Annotated in this window: 19 protein-coding genes; 14 read left to right on the top strand and 5 right to left on the bottom strand. The window is 55.5% G+C overall.

Going from position 1 to position 23,583, the window contains the following annotated elements; translation table 11 throughout:
- Nucleotides 1-127: 127 nt before the first annotated feature.
- The 3 genes from lptF to O5O45_RS16775 all read left to right on the top strand — a co-directional run bounded on the left by lptF (nt 128) and on the right by O5O45_RS16775 (nt 4,366).
- On the top strand, nt 128-1,225 hold the full coding sequence (lptF, locus tag O5O45_RS16785) for an LPS export ABC transporter permease LptF (protein ID WP_305900536.1): 1,098 nt from the start codon (nt 128-130) through the stop codon (nt 1,223-1,225).
- Nucleotides 1,212-2,273 carry an LPS export ABC transporter permease LptG gene (lptG, locus tag O5O45_RS16780; RefSeq protein ID WP_305900535.1) on the top strand — a complete coding sequence of 354 codons (1,062 nt, stop codon included), beginning with the start codon at nt 1,212-1,214 and terminating at the stop codon, nt 2,271-2,273. The genes lptF and lptG overlap by 14 nt, the downstream gene beginning before the upstream one ends.
- A gap of 203 nt (nt 2,274-2,476) precedes the next feature.
- Entirely contained in the window at nt 2,477-4,366 is a 1,890-nt protein-coding gene (locus O5O45_RS16775) for a methyl-accepting chemotaxis protein (protein WP_371747853.1), read from the top strand.
- A gap of 81 nt (nt 4,367-4,447) precedes the next feature.
- On the opposite strand, the gene O5O45_RS16770 is transcribed toward O5O45_RS16775, so the two are convergent.
- On the bottom strand, nt 4,448-5,896 hold the full coding sequence (locus O5O45_RS16770; RefSeq protein WP_305900534.1) for a substrate-binding periplasmic protein: 1,449 nt from the start codon (nt 5,894-5,896) through the stop codon (nt 4,448-4,450).
- 400 nt (nt 5,897-6,296) lie between these two features.
- On the opposite strand from O5O45_RS16770, the gene O5O45_RS16765 reads away from it, so the two are divergent.
- The gene (locus tag O5O45_RS16765) at nt 6,297-7,550 is read left to right on the top strand and encodes an ABC transporter substrate-binding protein (RefSeq protein WP_305900533.1); all 1,254 of its coding nucleotides are present in this window, start codon (nt 6,297-6,299) and stop codon (nt 7,548-7,550) included.
- A 218-nt stretch (nt 7,551-7,768) separates the two neighbouring features.
- Nucleotides 7,769-8,329: a DJ-1/PfpI family protein gene (locus tag O5O45_RS16760; protein ID WP_305900532.1), complete on the top strand. Its 561-nt coding sequence runs from the start codon at nt 7,769-7,771 to the stop codon at nt 8,327-8,329.
- Here the strand turns inward: O5O45_RS16760 and O5O45_RS16755 are convergent.
- Nucleotides 8,316-8,600, bottom strand: coding sequence for a ribbon-helix-helix domain-containing protein (locus O5O45_RS16755; protein WP_305900531.1), 285 nt, complete (start codon nt 8,598-8,600; stop codon nt 8,316-8,318). The two genes, O5O45_RS16760 and O5O45_RS16755, sit on opposite strands and share 14 nt — an antisense overlap.
- Nucleotides 8,601-8,786: 186 nt before the next feature.
- Between O5O45_RS16755 and O5O45_RS16750 the strand changes: the two genes are divergently transcribed.
- Both O5O45_RS16750 and O5O45_RS16745 read left to right on the top strand, forming a co-directional pair.
- Complete coding sequence (locus O5O45_RS16750; RefSeq protein ID WP_305900530.1) at nt 8,787-10,430, top strand: phytoene desaturase family protein; 1,644 nt, start codon at nt 8,787-8,789, stop codon at nt 10,428-10,430.
- 77 nt (nt 10,431-10,507) lie between these two features.
- Nucleotides 10,508-11,149, top strand: coding sequence for a DUF2238 domain-containing protein (locus O5O45_RS16745; RefSeq protein WP_305900529.1), 642 nt, complete (start codon nt 10,508-10,510; stop codon nt 11,147-11,149).
- 11 nt (nt 11,150-11,160) lie between these two features.
- Here the strand turns inward: O5O45_RS16745 and O5O45_RS16740 are convergent, their stop codons facing one another.
- Nucleotides 11,161-12,330 carry a dipeptidase gene (locus O5O45_RS16740; RefSeq protein ID WP_305900528.1) on the bottom strand — a complete coding sequence of 390 codons (1,170 nt, stop codon included), beginning with the start codon at nt 12,328-12,330 and terminating at the stop codon, nt 11,161-11,163.
- A 215-nt stretch (nt 12,331-12,545) separates the two neighbouring features.
- Here O5O45_RS16740 and O5O45_RS16735 point away from each other — a divergent pair, with 215 nt between their 5' ends.
- The gene (locus O5O45_RS16735; protein ID WP_011395847.1) at nt 12,546-12,680 is read left to right on the top strand and encodes a hypothetical protein; all 135 of its coding nucleotides are present in this window, start codon (nt 12,546-12,548) and stop codon (nt 12,678-12,680) included.
- Between the two features lie 88 nt (nt 12,681-12,768).
- Here O5O45_RS16735 and O5O45_RS16730 read toward each other — a convergent pair whose 3' ends face one another.
- Nucleotides 12,769-14,520 carry a methyl-accepting chemotaxis protein gene (locus O5O45_RS16730; RefSeq protein WP_305900527.1) on the bottom strand — a complete coding sequence of 584 codons (1,752 nt, stop codon included), beginning with the start codon at nt 14,518-14,520 and terminating at the stop codon, nt 12,769-12,771.
- A 223-nt stretch (nt 14,521-14,743) separates the two neighbouring features.
- Between O5O45_RS16730 and O5O45_RS16725 the strand changes: the two genes are divergently transcribed.
- Entirely contained in the window at nt 14,744-15,676 is a 933-nt protein-coding gene (locus O5O45_RS16725) for a GlxA family transcriptional regulator (protein WP_305900526.1), read from the top strand.
- 20 nt (nt 15,677-15,696) lie between these two features.
- Here O5O45_RS16725 and O5O45_RS16720 read toward each other — a convergent pair whose 3' ends face one another.
- A complete protein-coding gene (locus O5O45_RS16720) occupies nt 15,697-16,908 on the bottom strand; it encodes a GNAT family N-acetyltransferase (RefSeq protein WP_305900525.1) in 1,212 nt (403 codons plus the stop codon).
- A gap of 293 nt (nt 16,909-17,201) precedes the next feature.
- Between O5O45_RS16720 and O5O45_RS16715 the strand changes: the two genes are divergently transcribed.
- The 5 genes from O5O45_RS16715 to astB all read left to right on the top strand — a co-directional run bounded on the left by O5O45_RS16715 (nt 17,202) and on the right by astB (nt 23,469).
- The gene (locus tag O5O45_RS16715; protein WP_305900524.1) at nt 17,202-18,419 is read left to right on the top strand and encodes an aspartate aminotransferase family protein; all 1,218 of its coding nucleotides are present in this window, start codon (nt 17,202-17,204) and stop codon (nt 18,417-18,419) included.
- Between the two features lie 62 nt (nt 18,420-18,481).
- Nucleotides 18,482-19,495, top strand: a complete 1,014-nt coding sequence (gene aruF, locus O5O45_RS16710; RefSeq protein ID WP_305900523.1) for an arginine/ornithine succinyltransferase subunit alpha — start codon at nt 18,482-18,484, stop codon at nt 19,493-19,495.
- A 63-nt stretch (nt 19,496-19,558) separates the two neighbouring features.
- Nucleotides 19,559-20,602, top strand: a complete 1,044-nt coding sequence (gene astA, locus O5O45_RS16705) for an arginine N-succinyltransferase (protein ID WP_305900522.1) — start codon at nt 19,559-19,561, stop codon at nt 20,600-20,602.
- Nucleotides 20,599-22,071, top strand: a complete 1,473-nt coding sequence (gene astD, locus O5O45_RS16700; RefSeq protein WP_305900521.1) for a succinylglutamate-semialdehyde dehydrogenase — start codon at nt 20,599-20,601, stop codon at nt 22,069-22,071. The genes astA and astD overlap by 4 nt, the downstream gene beginning before the upstream one ends.
- A 57-nt stretch (nt 22,072-22,128) precedes the next feature.
- Nucleotides 22,129-23,469: an N-succinylarginine dihydrolase gene (gene astB, locus O5O45_RS16695; RefSeq protein ID WP_305900520.1), complete on the top strand. Its 1,341-nt coding sequence runs from the start codon at nt 22,129-22,131 to the stop codon at nt 23,467-23,469.
- The last annotated feature ends 114 nt before the right edge of the window (nt 23,470-23,583 follow it).

The following is a 23,583-nucleotide window of genomic DNA, read 5'->3' as shown; positions in this document are numbered from 1 at the left end:
CATGTGAGTCTGGTATCTTGCGTCACTTTGACGCGCGCTCAAAAACGCTGCGCCGCTTAACCCGTCCTGACGCGCCGTTCCGCGCGCTTCGGTTGATATTGCGGAAGAACGTAAATAGGTAATTTCGTTGTTTATTATCCTTCGTTATCTGTCCAGGCAGTTGCTGGTCAGCATGGTCGCTGTCGCGGGTGTGCTGCTGCTTATTTTTATGAGCGGACGGTTTATCAAATATCTGGCTGACGCCGCCCAGGGCAAACTGTCGGCGGATGTGTTGTTCGCCATTATGGGATATCGCCTGCCGGGCTTTTTGGAATTGATTCTGCCGCTGGGTTTGTTTATCGGCATCCTGCTCGCATACGGTCGCATGTATCTGGAAAGTGAAATGACGGTGCTGTTCGCCTGTGGCATGAACCGCTTTCAGCTTATCAAACTGACGATGGTTTCCGCGTTGCTGGTGATGTTGGTGGTCGGCGCTATGAGTCTCTACGTCAGCCCCTGGGGGCTGCGTCAGGTGGATGAAATTTTTTCAGACCAATCCAAAGTGACTGAGTTCGAGTTGCTGGCGCCAGGGCGCTTCCAAAGCCTGCGATCAGGAGAACGGGTGACCTACACCGAGGGACTGAGCAGCGACAAGCGGGAAATGCAGAACGTATTTATCGCGGAGCGGGACTCGGAAAACGGCAGCATCTCTGTATTGGCGGCCAAGCGGGGTACGCAACTGGTCGACCCCAATACCGGCAGCCGTTTTGTGGTTCTACATGAAGGCGCCCGTTATCAAGGGCGTCCGGGAGAAATGGATTACCGCGTTATTGAATATGACGCTTATGGCATCAAGATCGCGGAACCTGACGCGGAGGCGGAGAAAACCCGGGATGAAGCCAAGCCCACCAGTGAGCTGTGGCGTTCCGACAATCCCAAGGACAGAGCCTTGCTGCAATGGCGCATCTCCATCCCTTTACTGGTTCCTATTGTTGCGCTGCTGGCGATCCCCTTGAGTCGAGTGAATCCCAGGCAGGGGCGTTTCTTTCATTTACTGCCCGCCATGCTTATTTACATCACCTATTTAGGGTTGCTGATCGCCAGTCGCAAGAGTCTGGAGAAGGGGCGCATCAGCGAGTGGATAGGTATGTGGTGGGTGCACGGAACATTTCTGGCGATTGCGCTGGTGTTGATGTTCGGACCTGACTGGCGGCAAAAGAGGAGAGCGGCGCGTGCGCAGAATTGATCGCTATATAGTCGCTACTGTCGCCTCCGCCATGCTGCTGGTGTTGCTGGTGGTGTTGTCTCTGGATCTGGTGTTTGCGTTCATTGCTGAAATGGACGAGTTGAAAAACGACTACCAGACCATTCAGGCGATGAAATACATTGTCTTCACCGTACCCAGGCGTATCTATGATTACTTGCCCCTGGCTGGGTTTATTGGTTGTCTGGTAGGACTGGGCGTGTTGGCCAACAACAGCGAGCTGACAGTCATTCGCGCGGCTGGCGTTTCCGTGGTGCGGGTCGTCTGGTCCACGATGAAGCCCGCTTTGGCGGTGGTCGTTGTCGGCATCCTGGTGGGCGAGTTTGTGGCGCCTCATACAGAGCGTATTGCGCAGACGCAGAAAGCCTTGGAGCAGGGCGCAGCTGAGAATGTGGCCTCTTCCGCCGGTATGTGGCGGCGTGAAGGCAATGTGTTTATGCACTTCAATGCGGTGGAGCCGAAAGGCGTGCTGCATGGCGTGAGCCTGTTTGAGTTCAATGACGAACGTCGCATGGTGCGCTCCACTTTCGCCAGGCGCGCAATTTATCAGGGCGATCATTGGCTATTGCAGGATATTGAGCGCACCGAGATCAAAAGCGATGGCAGTAATGTGCAGACATTCGACTCTCTGCGCTGGAATGTCAGTTTGTCGCCCAGCATTCTGGAAGTGCTGATCATTAAGCCTGAATATTTGTCTATCAAAGGCCTGTATACCTACGCCAAATACCAGGAAGAGCAGGGACTGGACGCCAACTCTTATCTGATGGCGTTCTGGAAGAAGGTGTTGCAGCCGGTGGCGACCTCAGTATTGGTGCTGGTGGCGATCTCCTTCATTTTTGGTCCGCTGCGCTCGGTCACCATGGGCTTTCGCGTCTTCTGCGGCATCATCATCGGGCTGCTGTTTAAGTACATGCAGGATCTGTTGGGTCCGGCAAGCCTGGTGTTTGGCTTCAACCCCGTGATTGCGACGCTGGCGCCGATTTGCATATGCGCACTGCTTGGCGTCGTACTATTGCGTCGAGTGCGTTAGCGCTCACATACCTTACTTGTAATCCCTCCTTAATAGGCGCCGGAAATAACCGGCGCAGTGCACTATTTCAAAATCCGTCTAAGCTAAAGAATAAAGCCTGCTCCGACTTCGCTTACCTCATTGTTCGCAAAGCGCTTTATCGGCTCCGGCCGAGCATGGCTCAGGGGGCTTCTTCCACGGGATTTATTTTGGAGTTCTGACGCATGAATTTAGCTATGCAGTTCCGGCATAAGATTATCATTTTGAGCGGCGGGATCCTGCTGCTCTCGATTGTCGCATTTGCGGCCAACAACTATTACTTTTTGGCCGACCAAACCAAGAAGGATCTTGATAGCGGTATGCAGGAGCTATCTGGGGCTGTGTCAGGCAGCATCGCTAGTTGGCTTAATGGCAAACTAGATCTGGTGAGAGGCGTAGCGCTAAAAGCAGCAGGCACTACCGATATGGAAACAATAAGGGCGTACACTCAAGTTGCTGCAGTTTCTGACGAGGTTGCGGGAGTTTACACGGGACTGAGCGATGGGACGTTCATTTTCAACGACCCTAACCAAACGTTTTCTTCGGATTTTGATCCACGTAAACGCCCTTGGTATTTAGCTGCTCAGCAAAAAGGAGGGGCTACATTTTCAGAACCGTATAGAGATATCAACACAAAGTTGTTGCAGATAACGGCTACTGCCCCCTTTTCTGGGTCTAGTACAGGTGTCGCCGGTGCGGACCTGAACTTGGATGTCGTCACTAAAATGGTTAACTCAGTCGACTTTTTTGGCCTGGGATACGCATTTCTTGTGACAGATAAAGAAAAAGTTTTGGTTCATCCTGACTTGACGAAGGTGGATAAAACGCTTTCAGATTTGTTTCCTAAAAACACTCCTAAATCTAGCTCTAGTGATTTACAAGAGACCAATAGCGGAGATCAGGCCGTACTGGTCAGCTTTTTCCCGATTTCCGGCATCGCCTCGGTGTCCTGGCGGCTGGGCGTGGTGATAGACAAAGAAAAGGCATTCGCCTCATTGGCTGACTTTCGTAACTCCGCCATTGTTTATGCGATTATTGGGGTGCTGGTGGTCAGCATTCTCATGACGTTATTGTTGAATACATTGATGCGTCCTGTTATCCGACTGGGCGACGCCATGGAAAATATTGCGGAAGGCGAGGGCGATCTGACACAGCGTCTGGATGTGTCCGGCAAAGACGAATTCACTCGTCTGGCCACCAACTTCAACGCTTTCGTGGCGAAAGTGCAGAACCTGGTCGGCGACATCAAGAATTCTATTGAAAGCATGTCCTCCGCCGTTCGCGAGATGAAAGGCTTTGCGGCGGAAACCAGTGAAGCGGTGGCGTCCCAGCAGCAGGAAACAGAGATGGTGGCGACGGCGGTGAATGAGATGTCCGCCGCAGCCCGAGAAATCGCCCAGAACGCGCAACAGGCGGCGGAGGCGGCGCAAGAGGCGGATGATGAGAGCGCCAACGTTAAGCGCATTGTGGACGACGCCATTAAATCCATCGAACAGCTCTCCACCCAAATCGGCAGCGCGTCTGAAGTCATCAACGCGCTGGAAGGGGATGTGAACTCGATTGTGTCAGTGCTTTCCGTTATTCGCGGCATCGCCGAGCAAACCAACTTGCTGGCGTTGAACGCAGCCATTGAAGCGGCGCGGGCAGGTGAAGCGGGACGTGGATTCGCCGTCGTGGCCGATGAAGTGCGGGCGCTCGCCAGCAAGACCCAGGAAAGTACGGAAGAGATTCAGGCCATGATCAGTCGCTTGCAAGATGGCTCCAATAAAGCCGTGGGCAGTATGGAGCAAAGTCGCAACAACGGGCAGGCGGCGGTGGATAAAGCGCAATCGGCGGGCTCGTCGCTGAATGCAATTGTTTCCGCCATCACCACCATCAGCAGCATGAACACTCAGATCGCCGCCGCCTCGGAGGAACAGACTGCGGTGACCGAAGACATCAGCCGCAGCATTACCTCCATCGCCGATGCGGCGGAGCAGACGGCGCGGGGAACTCAGGAGACCGCCAATACCAGTACGCAACTGGCGGAGCTGGGCGAGCATCTACGTCAGCAGGTGGCCCGTTTCAAGGTGTAAGTCGGGATGTTGCTTTCTTTCTCGAATGGACGGTAGACCCGACTGCCGTCCGTTCGCTTTTTCATCCGCTGTGTGCGCTGCCTAGTTGGGAACGTAGCGCTGCAGAATGTCATGCATCTGGCCACTGAGTTTCAGGTAATCCAATGCTTTCTGAAATGACTCAATAATGCGGTCGTCCACACCCAGGTTGAAAGCGAAGTACTCCGAAGACTCGGTCACCGTCATCACCTCTTGATAATCGCGGGCGTCCAGACCCAGTTGTTGCAGATACCAGTTGGCGGTCTGTGAGCCGTACGCCCAATAATCGACTTCGCCGTTGTTCAGCATTTGCCCACAAGTGAGGGGGTGCGTGGTGGCGGCCAGGTTTCTTTCCTTGACGCCGGCGCTGACCATCAGTTGATGGCCAACATCATCCTGGATGACGCAGATGCGTTTATGGCCGAGTTCTTTCAGGCGGATCGGCTCTGACTCCTCATCTTCAACGTCGTGGCGTTTACTCATCAGCACCACTTTTGAGCGGTAAATGGGACCGACCCATTTGAACTTACTCTCTCTTTGTGGCGTGCGAGTCATGGTGAACAGCGCGCTGCGGTTTTGGCTGGTCGCGGCTTTATAGGCTTCCGGCCAGTTCATGAAATGCACGTCTCTGCGGCTTTTATCAGCGCCGATGGTCTCCATGATCGCATCGAAAAGGTCCAGGGCGATGCCTTTGGCCACGCCGTTTTCGCGATAATTGAAAGGGGCGTAGTCCTCACTGTAAAAACTGAGCTGGGAGATGCCGTTGATAACGTCAATGTTGTTGAGAATGCGTGAGTAGTCGCCGTTGCGTTTTAGTCGTTTCAGGCCCTGATTGAAGATAGCGACATAGCTGCGGCTGTTAGGACCGTTCTTGGGGAACATCACTGACAACCCGTCCTGAATCAGAGGTTTCTCGTCATAAGTGAAGAGACGTTGATACTCCGGCAGCTCATGTTGCAGCAAATATTCGCCCACTTTGGCGTCCAGAGGAAACAAATCGATTTCTCTGCGCAGTAGTTTGACCAGGTTTTGCCGGTCATTCACGGCGGGGATGACCTGCAGATTCTGGTTGGCGACGGCGTTATCGAACGCTTCGCCATAACTGTAGCCGACACTGACTCCAACCCGGTACGGCGCAAGGTCTTTCAACTCGTTCCAGGTGAATTCATGATCCTTCAGGTGGAATAGCGCGCTACTGCTGTAAATAATGCGATCGCTGAACCAGAAATTACGTCGTCGTTGCGCATTGTCGACCCAGCCGACGGCGCCGTCCCAGCCGGGTTTGCGGGCGAACTCGTAAGCCCGGGCCCAGGGCATGAAGTCGTATTCGACTTCAATTCCTTCAAGAGCGAAGGCTTCGGTCACCAGTTTGGGGAGCAACCCTTTGTAGGGCAGGCTTTCCGACGCGTAGGGCGGCCACTCTCCGACAGTCAGCTTGACCGCGGCGGTAGAAGTTGAAAATGTGGCGCACATCACAAGTCCGAGAAAAAAGCGCCATCTTATCGTATTCATCGGCATCCAGGGTTCCGACTTGTCCATGGTTTGTTGCTTATTTAGCCCGTTAAACTGGGCGCTGATAACGGGCGTTATTGCGTCCGTCGTCAGGCCGCGAGTTTAAAAGCCTAATGGAAATTGCGTGAAAATCCGTCAGCCGACGTTCGTCGGCGACCATCCGAGGCGACCCGGCGCGAGTATAGCGCTATCGAGCGGCGGAGGTGTGTATTGATTTGTTTCCGCATTTTCATATTAGACTAAAGGCTAATAAGGTCGTCATTTTTATTACGCTACTTTACCCCGCTCCTGGTTACAACTACTGTAGTCAGCACGCCGGTTTCAGGGAATGTTTGAAGCCGGTAATCACAAAACCTCTATCAACCCGATTTGCTTACAAAAAAAATTGAGGGTTCTCTGTATGCGCTATATCTGGAAGAGCATTGCGCTGCTTTGCCTGTTAGTTAGTGGTGAATTACTCGCTGCTCCATCCGTTAAAATTGGTCTCAACTATCCCCAGACTGGACGATACCAGGAACAAGGTCTGGCCCAACGCAGGGCGGCTTTTATGGCTGTGGATGAGATAAACGCCGCCGGCGGCATTCTTGGCCGGCCGGTGGAACTGGTGATTAAAAATACCGGATCCAAACCCGATCGTTCTGAAAGAAATGTCGAGCAATTGGTGGACGAAGATGGCGTCGTCGCTATATTCGGCGGGTCATCCAGCGCGGTGGCCATCTCCGGCGGTAAAGCCGCCAAGGCGCGGGATCGCATCTACTTCGGTACGCTCACCTACTCCAATGAAACCACCGGCACAGAGGGGCATACCCACATGTTCCGGGAGAGCTATAACGCCTGGATGGGGGCGAAGGTGCTGTCCAAGTACCTGAAAACCAATTACGCCGGACAGAAATATTTCTTTATCACCGCTGACTACACCTGGGGGTGGAGCACTGAGCGGTCGATTCGTATTTTCAGCAACACGCAGGATGAAGAGAGTCACCCTGGGGTGCTGACGCCTTTCCCCACAGCTTTGCAGAAAGATTTCGTCGACGCCTTGAATCAGGCGCAGGCCAGCGACGCCAAGATACTGGTGCTGGTATTGTTTGGCGACGATATGGTGCGCGCCCTGGAGTTGGCCACGTCTATGGGTATGAAGGACAAGATGAAAATCGTCGTGCCGAACCTGACCTTGGGTATGGCGAAAGCGGCGGGCCCTGCGATTATGGAAGGCGTCGTCGGCGCGGCACCCTGGACTTGGGAAGTGCCTTACATTTTCAATCATCCGAAGGGGAAGGAATTCGTAGAGAAGTTCTCTGAGTTATACGGCTTGCGGCCTTCTTCATCCGCCGCCTCCGCCTACAGCATTCTGTGGCAGTACAAAGACGCGGTGGAACGCGCCGGGACATTCAGAACCGCGTCCGTCATCAAAGAATTGGAAGGGCATCGCTACACGCTGCTGAAAGACGAGCAGTACTGGCGTGAGTTCGACCATCAGAACGTACAGACGGTATACGCCGTGCGCTGCAAGCCTCGTTCGGAAGTCATGTTGGATGAATTTAACGAAGACTACTTCGAAATCATCGACAGTATGCCCGGAGATGAGGCCGCGCAAACCTATCAAGAGTGGCTGGCGGAACGTCGTTCCGCGAATAAGTCCGACCATCTCGAATAATCCTGTCAAATGCGGCGTTCTTGCGTAGAGCGCCGCCCTCTCTTTTTGTTTACCGATTTGCTTTTCGACGCGGATGGGGCTCTGTAGTAACCCACTACTACCCGAGGCTGGGAAAAGGAGCCTAGACTGGTAGTCTGCTAAATGACTTTCGGCCAACCGGCCGGGTGTTTTGACAGGCGAGCGATGACCGCAACCTTAGACGACAAGGAGACAGAGGTATGACTAAAAAAATACTGATCATTACTGGCGACTTTGCTGAAGACTATGAACTGATGGTGCCTTTTCAGGCGCTGCAGGCGATGGGCTACGAAGTCGCGGCGGTGTGCCCGGACAAGAAGCAGGGCGATAGCGTGGCCACGGCGATTCACGATTTTGAAGGGCATCAAACCTATACGGAGAAGCCCGGGCATAACTTTACTCTCAACGCCACTTTTGACGACGTGCGCTCTGATCAGTTTGATGCATTGTTGCTGCCAGGCGGGCGCGCTCCTGAGTATCTGCGTCTGAAAGAGAAAGTAATCAGTCTGGTGCAGGAGTTTACGCAACAGGGCAAACCGATTGCGGCGATTTGCCACGGCGCGCAGATTCTGGCGGCGGCGAAAGTGATTGAAGGGAAGAAGATTTCAGCCTATCCGGCCTGTGCGCCCGAAGTGCAGCTGGCGGGCGCGCAGTACGCCGATATCGCTGTGGATCAATCCGTGACTGACGGCCAGTTCGTCACTGCGCCGGCGTGGCCTGCTCACCCGGCATGGCTGGCGCAGTTCGTCAAACTGCTATAAGTCCCGCGCTGTACTTTCTTTCCAGATAAGTCGCGCAAACCACGCGCAATAGAGAGGCGAAGTTACCGACTTCGCCTCTCTTCTCCACAACTTCGTCGTACAGCTTCGCCATGAACTGAGACGTCGACATGCCCTCAGAGCCTGCAATTTCCTCCAATAGCGTCCAAAAGCGCTGCTCCAGGCGCACGCTGGTGACAAACCCTCGCAGACGCACAGACTTTGAATGGGCCTCATATAACTGTGGATCGGTATTGGCGTATATCTCGCACATAGGCGTCTCCGACATTGAAACGGGGTAAAATCACAACAGACCCTAGCAACTGGCGATTGGTTTTGTAAATGCGGCATAGGCCTAAAAAAGTAATGTTGACAGTTCACACTTTCGGGTGGGAGCAGTATGATGCATTGGACTGGCGACGACGTATTAAAACAATAATCAGGAAGGAGGCTGGAAAATATGGTCAGAACGGGAAAGCGTTACCGCAAGAATAGGGCGGACGATCACTATGATGTGATCATCATCGGATCGGGAATTGGCGGGCTGTGTAACGCCGCGTTGTTGTCTCTGATGGGCAAGAAAGTCTGTGTGCTGGAGCAGCACTACACCGCTGGCGGATATACCCATAGCTACGAGCGTAACGGCTATGAATGGGATGTCGGGGTGCACTATATCGGCGAAGTGCACAAGCCCTGGTCGATGATCCGACGGGTGTTCGACCTGATCAGCGATGGAAAAATAGAGTGGGCGGAAATGGACCCCTGCTACGATCGTATTTTCATTGGCGAAGACAATTATGACTTCATCGCCGGCAAAGAACCGTTCATCAACGAGATGGCGCGACGTTTTCCCGGTGAAGAAGACGCCATTCGCCGCTATGTCGATTTGCTGTATTCAGTCAGCCGACGCATCCCCAAATTTTTCGCCGGGCAGGCGTTGCCCAAGCTCGCCGCCTGGGCTTATCACAAGGCCCGCCGTTTTCTCCTGCCGGACTACTTCTTCAAGACCACCCGTGAAGTGCTGGAAGGCCTGACGCAAAATCAGCGCTTGATCTCCGTGTTGACGGCGCAATGGGGCGATTACGGTCTGCCGCCCACGACGTCATCTTTCATGATGCACGCCATGGTTGCGAAGCACTACATCACAGGAGGCAACTATCCTGTGGGCGGCTCCTGGCGTATTGCCGAGGAAATTATTCCGGTGATTCGCCGTAGCGGCGGAGAAGTTTTCACCTACGCGCAAGTGGCGGAAGTGCTGGTGCGCTCTAATCGCGCTTACGGCGTGCGCTTGAGTAATGGCGACGAGCTGCTGGCGGACGCCGTGGTCAGCGACGCAGGCGTCATTCCCACGATCAAGCATCTGCTGCCGGAGTCCGCCGCAGCGAAAGGCGACTTGCTGAAAAAACTGGAGAGCGTGGCGTTATCCGCCTCACATTTATGCATCTATGCAGGATTTTGCGGTTCCCCCGAAAGTTTAGGCATGCCGCGGAGCAACTTTTGGATTTACCCCTCCGATGACCATGACGGTAACGTCGCCCGTTTTATGGAAGATCCGTCCGCGCCTTTCCCTGTCACCTATGTGTCCTTTCCTTCAGCGAAAGACCCTAGCTGGAATGCGCGCTATCCAGACTGCTCCACCGTGGAAATCATCGTACCCGTCAACAACCAATGGTTTGATAAGTGGGCGGGATCGCAGTGGAACAAACGTGGTGAAGACTATCTGGCGCTGAAAGAGCAGTTTTCTCACCGGATGCTCAATGAACTGTATAAGCGTCTGCCGCAATTAGAGGCGGCGCTGGACTTTTACGAGCTATCCACGCCATTGTCGACGCAGTGGTTCCAGATGAACATAGGCGGAGAAATTTACGGCGTGGATCATACGGTTGAGCGCTTCCAACAGGATTGGCTGCACCCGGTGACTCCCATCAAGAGCTTCTATCTGACCGGCGCGGATGTGGTCACCGCCGGGGTGGGCGGCGCATTGATGGGAGGCGTCATGACCAGCTTCGCCATGTTGGGCAAAGAAGGCTACAAGCTGGGACGCCTGTTGAAGCAGGGGCCGCAACCTGCGCAACCGGCATCGGAAGTCAGGGAGGCGGGATAATCCCCCTGGGGATCGAATCCCGCCGCAGAATGCGTTATGTTGTTGATCCGCAATTATAACTGCTAAGGATCAATCATATGGGGCATGGCCGGGGCGGCGTTGGAGCCAGCGTTGTTTGGATTCTCATCTTCTTGGGCGTGCTGGTCTGGTCAGGACTATGGCCAAAAGACCGGTTTATCTGGATGCTGGAAGTGGCGCCGGCGGTGATCGCCGCCTTCATTCTGGCGTCCACCTATAAGCGATTTCCGCTGACGCCCCTGTTGTATTGGTTGATCTTGATCCACTCGGTCATTCTCATGGTGGGTGGTCACTATACCTACGCGGAAGTGCCCCTGTTCGACCACATCGGAGAAATCATGGGGTGGGAGAGAAACAATTACGACAAGGTTGGCCATTTCGCCCAGGGTTTTATTCCGGCGATGGTGGCGCGGGAAATTCTGCTCCGTCTGCGGGTCGTGAAAGGGCGTGGATGGATGAACTTCTTTATTGTCTGCATCGCCTTGGCGATCAGCGCTTTCTATGAGCTGATCGAGTGGTGGGTGGCGGTGGCCAGCGGAGACTCTTCCGTCGCCTTCCTGGGTACCCAGGGCTACGAGTGGGATACTCAATCGGATATGTGCTACGCCCTGGTTGGCGCCATTATCGCCTTAATGACTCTGGGGCGGGTTCACGACCGGCAGTTGTATCGCCTCAAACGGGCGCCGGTGGCGGCGCCCTGAGGTTGGAAAGGTCAAGCTGACGGCAGGTTGTTGAGTAGGAAATCGCGGATATTTTCGCCCATTATCCGGCGAATCTGCCGCTCATTCAGCCCCGCCTTCATCAGCGCCTCGGTTAAACCATCCAGTCGGGTGACGTCGAAGGGCGTCGCCACAGCTCCGTCAAAATCTGACCCCATCGCCACGTGTTCCACGCCAATCAGATTGACCGTGTATTTAATCGCACGGGCGATAGACGCGGCGTCGCGTCCGCAGACCGCCGTCGACCAGAAGCCGATGCCGACGATGCCGCCGTTGGCGGCGATAGCTTTTAGCTGAGTGTCGGACAAATTGCGATTATTGTTGCATGTCCCTTTAACGCCAGTGTGCGACACAATAACGGGACGTTTGGCCATGGCGAGCACGTCGGAAATGGTTTTGGCGGAAGCGTGGGCCAGATCAATAATCATAGACTTGCTTTCCATGGCTTTAACCCACTGTTTCCCCAACGTGGTCAGTCCACCCCTGTTCATGCCATGGGCGGAGCCGGACAGCTCCGTGTCGAAGAAGTGGGTAGGGGCGATCATGCGAAAGCCCGCCTCATACAGGGCGTCCAGACTCTTCAGATCGCCCTCCATCGCTTGCGCTCCCTCTAAGGTGAGCCAGCCGGCGACGGCGTCCTTGTCGGTTTTTCGCTGTGCGATGAAATCCTGCAGATCCTTGCGGTTCAGAATGAGTGCGAACTTGTTGGCGGGCGAATCTGCGAGGTCGCGAAGCATTCCCGCCTGACGTTCGGCGCGACTCAAAAGGCTCTGTAACGCGCTGGGCGACCAAGCTTGCGACAGTCCCAGCCAGAATATCATGTCGCTATCGCCAGCATTTTTCTGGATGTTCAGGCCGAAAGGAACTTTGGTCACCACCGAGAACGCCTGCAACGCCATGCCTCCCTCCCGCAGCCGCGGCAGGTCCATGTGACCCCGCTGATAGCCTTTGGACAGGTTGCGGCCCCATAACAGTGAATCCGAGTGCAGGTCGGCGATGAACAGAGACTGGTGCAGGCTTTTGACTTTATCCGTCGCCGGCTGCGGCGGTGAACTCGTGAGCTGATTGCTGGCGTTATCCACCAGCGGCGGAACCAAAGCGAAAAACGAAAGAACTGCGATGATTAGCGTGATTAGCAGTCCGGTCAGTATTTTTTTCTTCATTGCGTATTCAGACCTTATCCATCAGTAAGCCGGATTGCTCCGAGCGGGCGTCAGTACCTTACCCAAAGCGGAAGGGGAAGCCAACAAGTCAAGCGTTGAACAAAGTGTAGACAGAATAAAAAATACTGTATAAGATTACAGTACTGTATGTTTAAACACTTCCCGGCGTCGCCGCATGAGCAGGAACGCTGGCACTGTTATATGAGGGCTTGATTATGCAGGTTTCGTCTAACGGAGATATCATCCGCATTCAAATGCCGGTTAGCACATACATGATGGCGTTCTACTACAAATGCGTGGATGGCGAGTGGGTGCGCTATAAAAGAGAGAGACTGGGGACGCTGCACTAGTCGTCAGTCCCAAGGAATGCGTTCGCTGCTCTTGCTGTACGGCGAACGCCATAAGGGTATGCCTTGCCGCGGCGTCACATGGTTCTGGTCAGTATCTGAACTGCACGACTAGCTGTCGGAGCCGGGTCACCATTTGTTTCAGGTTGTCGCTGGACTGGAAGTTTTCCTCCGCAGCGGTATGGAGAGTTTGCGACAGTTCACTGATGTTTACGATGCTGCGGTCAATGCTCTCCGCCGCTTCGCGCTGCTCATAGGTGGCCTGCGCCACATATTGGTTGGCGTCATGCATGGAGGTGACGGCGGAGAGAGTCTGGTCAATGGACTGGGCGGCCTGACTCGCTTGAGTAACCGTGCCTTCCGCCCGTTTGCAGCTTTGCTCCATTCTGGTGACGGCTTTATTAACGCCAGCGCGGAGCTGTTCGATCATTTTTTGTATTTCATCAGTGGAGTTGCCGGTGCGTTGCGCGAGTGTGCGCACTTCATCGGCGACCACGGCGAAGCCGCGTCCCTGATCTCCTGCGCGGGCGGCTTCTATGGCGGCGTTTAACGCCAATAGATTGGTTTGCTCGGCGATGCCGCGAATCACATCAAGCACAGCGCCAATGGATTCGCTTTCCCTGGCGAGCTGGCTGACGGAGTCTGACGTTTCATTGATGGCTTGAGTCAGCTCGTTGATGCGTGTGGTGGCGCCGTCAACAGCTGATTTGCCGGATTCGCAGGCTTGCCGCGCCTCCAGTGCGATATTGGCGGCGTTGTCGGTGTTCTCATTGATGCCTTTGACCGTCGCTGTCATTTCGTTGGAAGCGGTGGCCACCAAATCAGTTTCATGGCTGAGTTGCTCGGCGGATTCTTTGGTCTTTTCGCTGATGCGTGCGCTTTGTTCGGACGATGCGGAAAGTTCGTCAGTCGTCTTCGCCAAATCGCCTACGATGACGGAGAACTTATCCATCATGGCGTTGAACGCCTGGGCGATAGCGCCAATTTCATCCCGACGACTGTAATCCACCCGTTTGGTGAGGTCGTTAGTGTCCTCAATCTCCGTAATCACCCGACGCAGACGGTGAATGGGCTGGGTGATGGAGCGGGATAGCAAAAAGCCCACTAGCAGGGAAACCGTGACCGACACCACGAGAATAAACAACACTTCCTGCTGCAGACTGCGCCCGCTGGCGGCGACAGAGTCGTTAGCCTCCAGGACCTGATTGGCGGCGACGGATACTTCCTGCGCTGCTTGCCCAACCCCTTCGTTGGCTTCAGCCGCTGCTTTGGCGGCTTCTTCCAGTATGATCTTAAAAGTAGAGCTCATGGCCATACTGGCGGTGCGTGCTTCGCCGATCATCGCGCTAACGCGCTGACGGGAATCATTGTTACGGGTGCGATCCACGGCTTCTGCGATGGATTTGTTGAAATCATCCAGATACATGAGTACGACATCCGCCACGTCCGCCATTTCCTCATCGGTTCCGGCGATTTTATCCAAAGTGTCGCGCAGGTTTTGCTCTGCCTTGTCGCCCTGGCTGATGGAGTGCTCTTCGGCGGTGGTGGCGGAGTCCAGACGCCAATACAGATATTCGGAATACTGGGAGAAGGCGGTCTGGCTTTCCGCCAGCAGCGCGTTGAGGTGTTGTTGCTGACTGACCAGCTGGTTCTGCTTGGCGACAGCGGTGTTCTGCTGCTCCACCATGCTGCGCTGGCCTTCGATGGTGCTGAGCATGTCATGCACCGCGCCCAGCAAGTAAAGCAGTGCGCAGGTGAGAATGATGGCGAACACGGCGCTCATCATTAACGCGCGGTGGAAAATGGTGATGCGCCTGGTTACCCGGTTGAAGATGTGAGCCATGTCGCTTCCGTATTTGAATTTAGTTCAACTGGCGGCGGGAGTTATACTTCGCGGACGAATAGGATAAGCTCCGTAACCGCTGGACGCGACCTCGCCATCCCTGTATCTCCAGGGCGGTCTTTAGATGGTTTTGTCGCAGCCGCTTAATCTATTATTACGCTTATTTATAGCAGAAATTCTCAGCTCCGCCCGGCGGCGGGCTGTCGGGTGTGAGGAATCAGATTTGAGCTGCAAACTGGGCGTACTGTTACTGCCGGGATTTTCCATGCTGTCCTACGCCAGCCTGGTGGAGCCATTGCGGGTGTGTAACGAGCTGTTGGACGAACGCAAGTATCGGATGGTGCGTCTGGGAGCGGAGCCGGTAGTGACGTCTGGAGATGGCGTGGCGGTGTCTGTGGATCGCTCTCTGGCTCATGCCGCCGGCCTGGATGCGCTGATCGTCTGCGGCTCTGCGGGGCTCTATAAAACTCCGCTTCTGGAAAAAGAATGGCTCGCCACGCACAGCAAGAGCTTGTCCTGGTTGGGGGGCGTGGCTAACGGCGCAGCTTTGCTGCTGGAACTGGGGCTGTTGCGCGGAAAAAAAGCCTCTTTACAGATTCCAGACGCTTTTTCCGCAGAGGCGCAGGCGTGCTTTCTGTCTCAGGATGTGTTTTCCGTTGACGCTAATGTCTGGACCTGTCGCGGCGGCACCGCTGCGTTGGACATGGCGCTGTTTATGATTGGGCGTCATCATGGGGTCGAGCTGGCGGAAATGGCTTCCCAGGCGATTATGCGGGAGCGTCTTGGCGGCGCCAAAACCACCGGGCGCAAACGTCCTGATCCTGTGGCGAAACGAGAAGCGCCAGCGCTTTGCGATGCGGTGCAACTGATGGAGAACAATATCGAAGAGCCGTTAACTACGGATGATATCGCCAAGCATCTGGAAATTTCCCGTCGCCAGCTGGAGCGACTGTTCAAGCGCTATCTGGACTCCGTCCCTTCCCGTTATTACCTGCAAATTCGTCTGGAAAAGGCGCGGGACATGCTATGTTCTTCCGCCTTGAGCATCACCGAAATCGGGTTGAAAACCGGCTTTTCCTCCGGCGCGCATTTTTCTACTGCGTATCGAAATCTGTATGGGCTGACGCCCAGTGAGGAAAGAGCCGGTCAGCCTTGATGGCCGCCGGCGAAGAGAGGTTACTGCTCGACCGTTTTCAGTGCATTACGAGTGGGGGCTTCCGCGTGAGGGATTGCGCGAAACAATTTGCGCACCACGTAATTGACCGCCGCCGCGCGATGCCGCATCCACAGATGGCAATCCACGGGTTTAGCGCCAAGATTGGCCTTGGGCTCCAGCGCCGTTCTGCCTAACGACACCTTGCTGCAGCCAAACTGACAGCCATGCTCGATAGAGAGTTGCAGCAGGCGAAAATACAAAGGCAGGTCGGCATTGATGTCGTAATCCAGCCCGACATAGTAGGCCATGGACGTGTCGCGGTCCTTAACGGAAGTGACGAAGCCAACAATCCTGCCTTCCAGTGACAGCGTGGTGCAGGCGAAACGGTCTCCCAGAGAGTCCGATAGCGCTTTGAAATAGCCCTTGGGCAATGTCGCCAGGCGGGCGGCGGCGCGGTTCTCCACCTGCAGGTAGAGTGCGTGCAGCGCTGCATCCTGCTCGTCGCTGATGCTGTCTAGCGTCTGCGTTTCCACACCGGCGTCCTGCAGCTTCTTGATGATGGCGGTGATGCGTTTGCGATACTTGCCAGTCAGGCTTTGCAGATAATCTTCGAAGGTCCGGGTTCCCGGCTCCAGCGTCAACACCATTTCCGGGTCAGTCTGAATGGATCGGTAACTGTAGCGTTTCAGGATGTCGGATTGCGGCAGCATGTCGCTGTTGAAGTCTTTCAGCATGACAAAATCGATGGAGCCGCCCAGTTTTTCTCCTCGACGGATGCGGTACAACAGCTCAGCCAGAGCGCGCCATCCCAGCTCCGCATCGACGCCCTCGGCGAAGGCTACGCCATGGAGGCCGCAGGACACCAGATTGCCACAGACCAAAATGCGTTCCTGGTACTTCTGAGTCAATTTGGCTTTGGCGTTATCGGGCTTTTCGCTTTTTATCATGCGGTCGCCGGACACGTCGGCGATCTGGCAGCTGACCACGCCGATAGGGGTGCGGTCTTTGTATATCAGTCCATATCGGGGAGAGACGTTGTCCGGCGCGTTGAGTTCCAGCGCCTGTAGATAATCCCGTTGCAGAAATACGGATGCGGAGGCGGCGATGCGGTCCCAGTCCGCCGCATTGAGAAAGTTGATGCTGTCGGCGATAGCGAACTCCAGTCCCAGTGGCGTCCGGCGTTCTTTATGACGATTTTTTACGTCCTTGATCTTGGCGAGCGTATTTTTCATGGTTATTCACACCCTTTATAGAAAGCCTTCCTATACTAAGCGAGACGGGGACTGTCGCGCGACAGTATTATTCTCTGGCGAATCAATACGCTATAGCCCATTGAAATTGCCTTAATTACGTATGGCGGCCTGCGTCGGGGTGCGCAAATCTGTAAATTCATGTCGCCTTTGCGAAATCCTTCTATTTCTTTTGTTCCTAAACTAACTGACATTGGGCCTGACAGGCCCGTAAAAAATAACTTCGCCGGAGACGCTGCGGAGCGTTGGCCGGCCCACCCGAATGGAGAAGATGAATGACCTCTAGCCAAGTCACCAGAGAAATGTTTGATCAGGTAATGGTTCCCAACTATGCGCCGGGCCCGATTATTCCCACTCACGGCATCGGCTCCCGAGTCTGGGATCAGGCTGGCAAGGAATACATCGATCTGGCGGGCGGCATTGCGGTAACCGGTTTGGGTCACGCTCATCCGGAACTGGTGGCGGCGTTGACTGAACAGGCGCAAAAACTGTGGCACCTGAGCAACGTTCTGGCGAACGAGCCGGCTATTCTGCTGGCTAAGAAACTGACGGATATGACCTTCGCTGATCGCGTGTTTTTCTCCAATTCAGGCGGCGAAGCCAACGAAGCCGCGTTCAAGCTGGCGCGTCGTTACAGCTGGGAAAAACACGGACCTCATAAACATGAAATCGTGGCCTGTAACAACAGCTTCCACGGTCGTACGCTATTTACCGTCAGCGTAGGCGGACAAGCCAAGTATCGCGAAGGTTTCGAACCGGTTCCCGGCGGCATCAAGCATGTGCCTTTCAACGACATCGCCGCTCTGGAAGCCGCGATCAATGAAAACACCTGCGCTTTCGTAGTTGAGCCAGTGCAAGGCGAGGGCGGTGTGACGCCGGCGGATGAAGCCTATCTGAAGCGCGCCAGAGAGCTGTGCGACCAGCACAACGCGTTGCTGATCTTCGACGAAGTTCAGACTGGCGTTGGCCGCACCGGAGCGCTGTATGCGTACATGAAGTATGGCGTGACGCCGGACATTCTGACCACGGCCAAGGCGATGGGCGGCGGATTCCCTATCGGCGCCATGCTGACCACCACGGAAGTGGCTAAGAGTCTGGCGGTGGGCACTCACGGCAGCACCTACGGCGGCAACCCGCTGGGCTGCGCTGTGGCGAACAAGGTCTTGGACATCGTCAACACGCCGGAAGTTTTGCAGGGCGTTGAGCGCAAGCATGAGCTGATGGTGGCCGGCCTGAAAGCGATTAATGAGAAATATGGCGTATTCAGCGCTGTTCGCGGCATGGGCCTTTTGATTGGGGCGGCGCTCACTGACGAGTGGCAGGGTAAAGCCAAGCAGTTCATGACGGCGGCGCTGGAAGAGGGCGTACTGGCGCTGATCGCTGGACCTAATGTGTTGAGACTGGCGCCTTCTCTGATCATCGGCGATGACGAGATCAAAGAAGGACTGGCCCGCTTCGAAAGAGCGGTAGCCCGCGTCGCGCAAGGGCAATAAGGAAAGTTAAAGGGAACTAGCTTGTACAACCTGTCAGTCTGATTAAATTGGAGGGAATGAGAATGGTGATTTTTCGCCCCAGCCGCTTCGCCGACCTGCCCGGCATTGAGAAGTTGATAAACGAAAGCGCAGCGCAGGTGTCCACCCTGCCTGCGGACCGCGACAAACTGGGCGAGAAAATCGACCAGTCCTGTCGCTCCTTCGCCGGCGATGAGTCCATGGCGGGCAAGGAACGCTACCTGTTCGTGCTTGAGGATACCGAAAGCAAGGAGATCCTGGGTACGTCAGGCATCGACGCCTGCGCCGGCAATGGCGCGCCGTTTTATAACTACCGGCTGGATGAACTCATTCACTCCTCGCAGCAACTGGGGGTGTTCAACAAGGTTCCCATTCTTTATATGACCCATGAGCTCACTGGCTCTCCGCTGCTGTGCTCACTGACTATCTCTCCCCGTTATCGCAAAACGGAATATTTCGATCTGCTGTCGCGCTCCCGCTTCCTGTTCATGGGACAGCATCGTGAGCGCTTCCAGTCCCGCATCATTGTGGAAATTCAGGGCAAGCAGGGCGATAGCGGCGACTCTCCGTTTTGGGACAGCCTGGGCCGCCATTTCTTCGATATGGACTTTGCGACGGCGGATTACTACTCCGGCATCAAGAGCAAAACCTTTATCGCGGAAATGATGCCGCCCCATCCGATTTATGTGAACCTGCTGACCAAAGACGCTCAGGATGCCATCGCACAGCCCCATTCGGCGGCGAGAGACAATTGCCAGTTCCTGAATCGGGAAGGCTTCCGCATGGGCCGCTATATCGATATTTTCGACGGCGGTCCGACTCTGGAGGCGGATATGGACAATCTGACCACCGTGAAATCCACTAAAACCAAACAGGTCAAGCTGTCGGATAACCAGACCGGTCTGCAATACCTGATGTGCAACACCCTGTTCGAAGATTTCCGCGCCACGTTGGCCAATGTGACGGACGGCATGGGCGACCTGCTGCGCCTGAAGCGCAGCACCGCCGAGGGGATATTGGTGTCGGAAGGCGACAACGTTCAGTTCGCGCCCCTGTGATCGGCGTCGGGACTAACAATTTAAGCGAAGCGTAAAACAGGGCCGGAGCAAGAGGATTTCAACATGATGGTTATTCGTCCCATTAGCAGCAAAGATCTGGATGCGGTATACGAGCTGGCGAAAAGCGCTGGCATTGGCGTAACGACGCTGCCCGCCAACCGCGAACTGCTGTCACAGAGAATCGAAGAATCGGAGCGTTCGTTTTCTGAGCGCATCGAGCAGGAACATGCGTATTACATGTTCGGACTGGAGGACACTGCGGCGGGCGCCATCGTCGGGGTCAGCGCGATCAAGGCGCGGGTCGGTCTGGACGAGGTCTGGTACAACTACCGGGTCTCCACCACCGTGAACGCCTCTAAAGAACTGGGCATTCACAAACAGACGCCGACGTTGTATCTCACTAACGATATGACCAACTGCAGTGAAATCTGTACGTTGTTCCTGCATGAAAAATATCGCAACAGCTTTAACGGGCAACTGTTGTCGAAGTGCCGCTTCCTGTTTCTGGCGGACTTCTCCGAGCGTTTCAGCAACAAAATTTTTGCGGAAATGCGCGGCTACACCAACGCACAGGGCGAGTCTCCGTTCTGGGAAGACCTGGGCCGCAAGTTCTTCAGTCTGGAGTTCTCTCAGGCGGACTATTTATCCGGCATCGGCAATAAGGCGTTTATCGCTGAACTGATGCCCAAGTATCCGATTTACGTCCCGTTTTTCAGCCAGGAGGCCCGCGATGTGATCGGTCAGGTGCATGAGCACACCAGACCGGCGCTGGCCATGCTGGAAAGCGAGGGCTTCAATTTCAACGGTCTGGTGGACATTTTTGACGCCGGCCCGCTGGTGGAGTCCTTTGTCCATGGCATTCGCAGCGTGCGCGACAGCGCCAAGCGCTTCGTCATGCCGGTGCAAAAAACCGGCGTCGACGAGATTTCCGAACCCTATATGATTTCCAACCGGTCCTTCTCCAACTTCAGGGTGGGACTGCTCGACAGCGACCAGATCAAGTCCGACACCGTCTCCCTCAATCATGATCTGATGGATCATTTGCAATTGGGCGCGGGCGATACAGTACGGGTGGTTGCGTTGAAAGCGAAGAGGAGCGATGCATGACTGTACGTGAAAGCGCATTTATAAACGGCCGCTGGCTAGCTGGCGGCGGCGTGGTGTTTGAGTCCCTGGACCCAGTGACCCAGGATTGTCTGTGGAAAGGCGCGGCGGCCTCCGATGAGGTGGTTGCGCAGGCGGTGCAGGCGGCGCGTCAGGCGTTTCACAGCTGGGGACGTTTGGATGTCGCCAAGCGTATCGACATCGTCAAGCGCTTTGCGGCGTTGCTGGAAGAAGACAAAGAACGCCTCGCCGAAGTTATCGGCAAAGAGACCAGCAAACCGTTATGGGAGGCGCGCACCGAAGTCGCCAGCATGATCGCCAAAGTGGGTATCTCCGTCCAGGCGTTTAATGAGCGCACTGGCGTGACCGAGCAGGACGTGGCGGCGGGGCATGCGGTGTTGAAACATCGCCCCCACGGCGTGCTGGCGGTCTTTGGCCCCTATAACTTCCCTGGCCACTTGCCCAACGGACACATCGTACCGGCGCTGATCGCCGGCAATACAATTGTCTTCAAACCAAGTGAGTTGACCCCATGGTTCGCGGAAGAAACCGTGCGTATCTGGGCGCAAGCCGGCTTGCCGGAAGGCGTGTTGAACCTGGTGCAAGGCGCGCGTGAAACCGGCGTGGCCCTGGCCGCCAGCGAACAGATAGACGGTCTGTTGTTTACCGGCAGTTCGCCGACAGGACACAGCCTGCACCGTCAATTCGGCGGCCGTCCCGAGAAAATCCTGGCGCTGGAAATGGGCGGCAATAACCCATTGATCATTGCTCCGCCTTATGACTTGAAAGGCGCTGTGCATCATACACTGTTCTCGGCATTTGTTTCGGCGGGCCAGCGTTGTACCTGCGCGCGTCGTCTATTAGTTCCGGATACGGCGGAAGGCCTGGCGTTTCTGGACGAACTGGTCGCAGCGGCGGCCAATTTGCAGGTGGGACGCTATGACGCGGACCCTCAGCCTTTCATGGGCGGGGTAATTTCCCTGCGCGCGCGGGATCAGATGCTGGCCGCGCAAAGCAAGCTGGCTGCGGACGGCGGACGCATTCTGCTGGAGATGCGTAGCCTGGAGGACAACGCGAGCCTGCTGAGTCCTGGCGTCATCGACGTCACCAATGTGCAGGAGCTGCCGGACGAAGAACATTTCGGACCCATGCTGCAAGTATTGCGCTACCGCGATTTCGATCATGCTCTGGAGTTAGCCAACAAGACCGGATTCGGACTGGCGGCCGGCCTGATCAGCGACTCTCGCGAACTGTATGACCGCTTCTGGCTGGAAGTGCGCGCGGGCATCGTCAACTGGAACAAGCCTCTCACCGGCGCCAGTAGCGCAGCGCCGTTCGGTGGTGTGGGCGCCAGCGGCAACCATCGCCCCAGCGCCTACTATGCGGCGGATTACTGCGCCTATCCAGTCGCGTCTCTTGAGGCGGATCAGGCGCAGGCCCCAGCCCAGTTATCGCCGGGCATGTCCTTGTAAGTTGTATGGCATGCAAAACAGCAACGAATTTAAACGAGTAGAAGAGGCGGATAGACGATGAAGGCATTTGAAGTCAATTTTGACGGGCTGGTAGGGCCGACTCACAACTATAGCGGGCTTTCCTACGGCAACGTGGCCTCAGAAACCAATATTCGCGATGTGTCCAACCCCAAGGAAGCCGCCAAGCAGGGCCTGCGCAAAATGAAGGCGCTGCACGACATGGGCTTCAAGCAGGGCGTATTGCTGCCGCAGGAGCGTCCGGATATCGCGACCCTGCGTCGTCTGGGCTTTGCCGGGTCAGATCGGGAAGTGCTGCTGCAGGCGGCGCATCAGTCGCCGGTGTTTTTGGGCGCAGTCGCTTCCGCCTCCTGCATGTGGACGGCGAACGCGGCGACAGTCTCGCCTAGCGCGGACACCACCGATGGCCGCGTACATTTCACCGCGGCGAACCTGAATGCGAAGTTCCATCGTTCGATTGAGCACCCGACGACGACCCGTATCCTGCAGGGCATTTTCAATAATGACCAGCACTTTGCTCATCACAAAGCGCTGCCGCCCACCAGTCAGTTTGGTGACGAAGGCGCAGCCAACCACACCCGCTTCTGCAAAAACTATGAAGACAAGGGCGTGGAGCTGTTTGTATACGGACGCGTGGCTTTCGACGAGAACGCGCCGCGCCCGATGAAATACCCTGCGCGGCAGACCTTGGAAGCCTGTCAGGCGGTAGCGCGCTTGCATGGACTCGCCGATTCATCGGTAGTGTATGCGCAGCAAAACCCGGCGGTTATCGACCAGGGCGTGTTCCACAATGACGTTATTGCGGTAGGGAACCGCAATGTGCTGTTCTACCATGAGCAGGCGTTTTTGAACACGTCGAAAATGCTGACTGAGCTGGAAGCGAAACTGCAAGGCTGTCTGCTGAAGGCAGTTAAAGTTTCGGATAGCGAAGTGTCCGTGGCGGACGCGGTGTCCAGTTATCTGTTCAACAGCCAATTGTTGAGTCTGGATGACGACGACATGATGCTGGTGGTGCCTCATGAGTGCCGCGACAACCCCAACGTCAAAGCCTATCTGGACGACTTGGTCACTCGCGGCGGTCCTATCAAGCGCGTGGAAGTATTCGATCTGAAGCAAAGCATGAAAAACGGCGGCGGCCCCGCATGTTTGCGCTTGCGTGTGGCGTTGAATGAAGCGGAGCTGGCGGCGGTGCACCCTCATGTGATGATGTCGGACGAACTGTTCGCCTCCCTCAATGCCTGGGTGGACAAGCACTACCGCGACCGCATCTCCCAGCAGGACCTGGCTGATCCGCAACTGCTGACAGAGTGCCGCACGGCCCTGGATGAACTGACCCAGCTGTTGCAATTAGGCCCGCTGTATCCCTTTCAGTTAGCGTAATTCCCTTCTATCTGCGACAAGAGCTGTCTCCTTCCGGAGCGGCTCTTCGTTAGCCATGTCGTAACACAACAATATGTAACGAAACTTAAACTAATTTATCTATAAGTTTCTCTA

The sequence above is a fragment of the Hahella sp. HNIBRBA332 genome, from assembly GCF_030719035.1.
In the GTDB taxonomy this organism is placed as follows: Bacteria; Pseudomonadota; Gammaproteobacteria; order Pseudomonadales; family Oleiphilaceae; genus Hahella.
Note: the sequence above shows the minus strand (reverse complement) of the source record. Positions and strands in the feature narration are given on the sequence as shown.

Bases quoted from the DNA above. Each gene is read 5' to 3' on its own strand.
- O5O45_RS16730 (WP_305900527.1), bottom strand. From the start codon at position 14,520: ATGGCTCACATCTTCAACCGGGTAACCAGGCGCATCACCATTTTCCAC.
- O5O45_RS16745 (WP_305900529.1), top strand. From the start codon at position 10,508: ATGGGGCATGGCCGGGGCGGCGTTGGAGCCAGCGTTGTTTGGATTCTC.
- astA (WP_305900522.1), top strand. From the start codon at position 19,559: ATGATGGTTATTCGTCCCATTAGCAGCAAAGATCTGGATGCGGTATAC.
- O5O45_RS16775 (WP_371747853.1), top strand. From the start codon at position 2,477: ATGAATTTAGCTATGCAGTTCCGGCATAAGATTATCATTTTGAGCGGC.
- astD (WP_305900521.1), top strand. From the start codon at position 20,599: ATGACTGTACGTGAAAGCGCATTTATAAACGGCCGCTGGCTAGCTGGC.
- astB (WP_305900520.1), top strand. From the start codon at position 22,129: ATGAAGGCATTTGAAGTCAATTTTGACGGGCTGGTAGGGCCGACTCAC.
- O5O45_RS16770 (WP_305900534.1), bottom strand. From the start codon at position 5,896: ATGAATACGATAAGATGGCGCTTTTTTCTCGGACTTGTGATGTGCGCC.
- aruF (WP_305900523.1), top strand. From the start codon at position 18,482: ATGGTGATTTTTCGCCCCAGCCGCTTCGCCGACCTGCCCGGCATTGAG.
- O5O45_RS16760 (WP_305900532.1), top strand. From the start codon at position 7,769: ATGACTAAAAAAATACTGATCATTACTGGCGACTTTGCTGAAGACTAT.
- O5O45_RS16715 (WP_305900524.1), top strand. From the start codon at position 17,202: ATGACCTCTAGCCAAGTCACCAGAGAAATGTTTGATCAGGTAATGGTT.
- O5O45_RS16740 (WP_305900528.1), bottom strand. From the start codon at position 12,330: ATGAAGAAAAAAATACTGACCGGACTGCTAATCACGCTAATCATCGCA.
- O5O45_RS16755 (WP_305900531.1), bottom strand. From the start codon at position 8,600: ATGTGCGAGATATACGCCAATACCGATCCACAGTTATATGAGGCCCAT.
- O5O45_RS16750 (WP_305900530.1), top strand. From the start codon at position 8,787: ATGGTCAGAACGGGAAAGCGTTACCGCAAGAATAGGGCGGACGATCAC.
- O5O45_RS16765 (WP_305900533.1), top strand. From the start codon at position 6,297: ATGCGCTATATCTGGAAGAGCATTGCGCTGCTTTGCCTGTTAGTTAGT.
- O5O45_RS16720 (WP_305900525.1), bottom strand. From the start codon at position 16,908: ATGAAAAATACGCTCGCCAAGATCAAGGACGTAAAAAATCGTCATAAA.
- O5O45_RS16735 (WP_011395847.1), top strand. From the start codon at position 12,546: ATGCAGGTTTCGTCTAACGGAGATATCATCCGCATTCAAATGCCGGTT.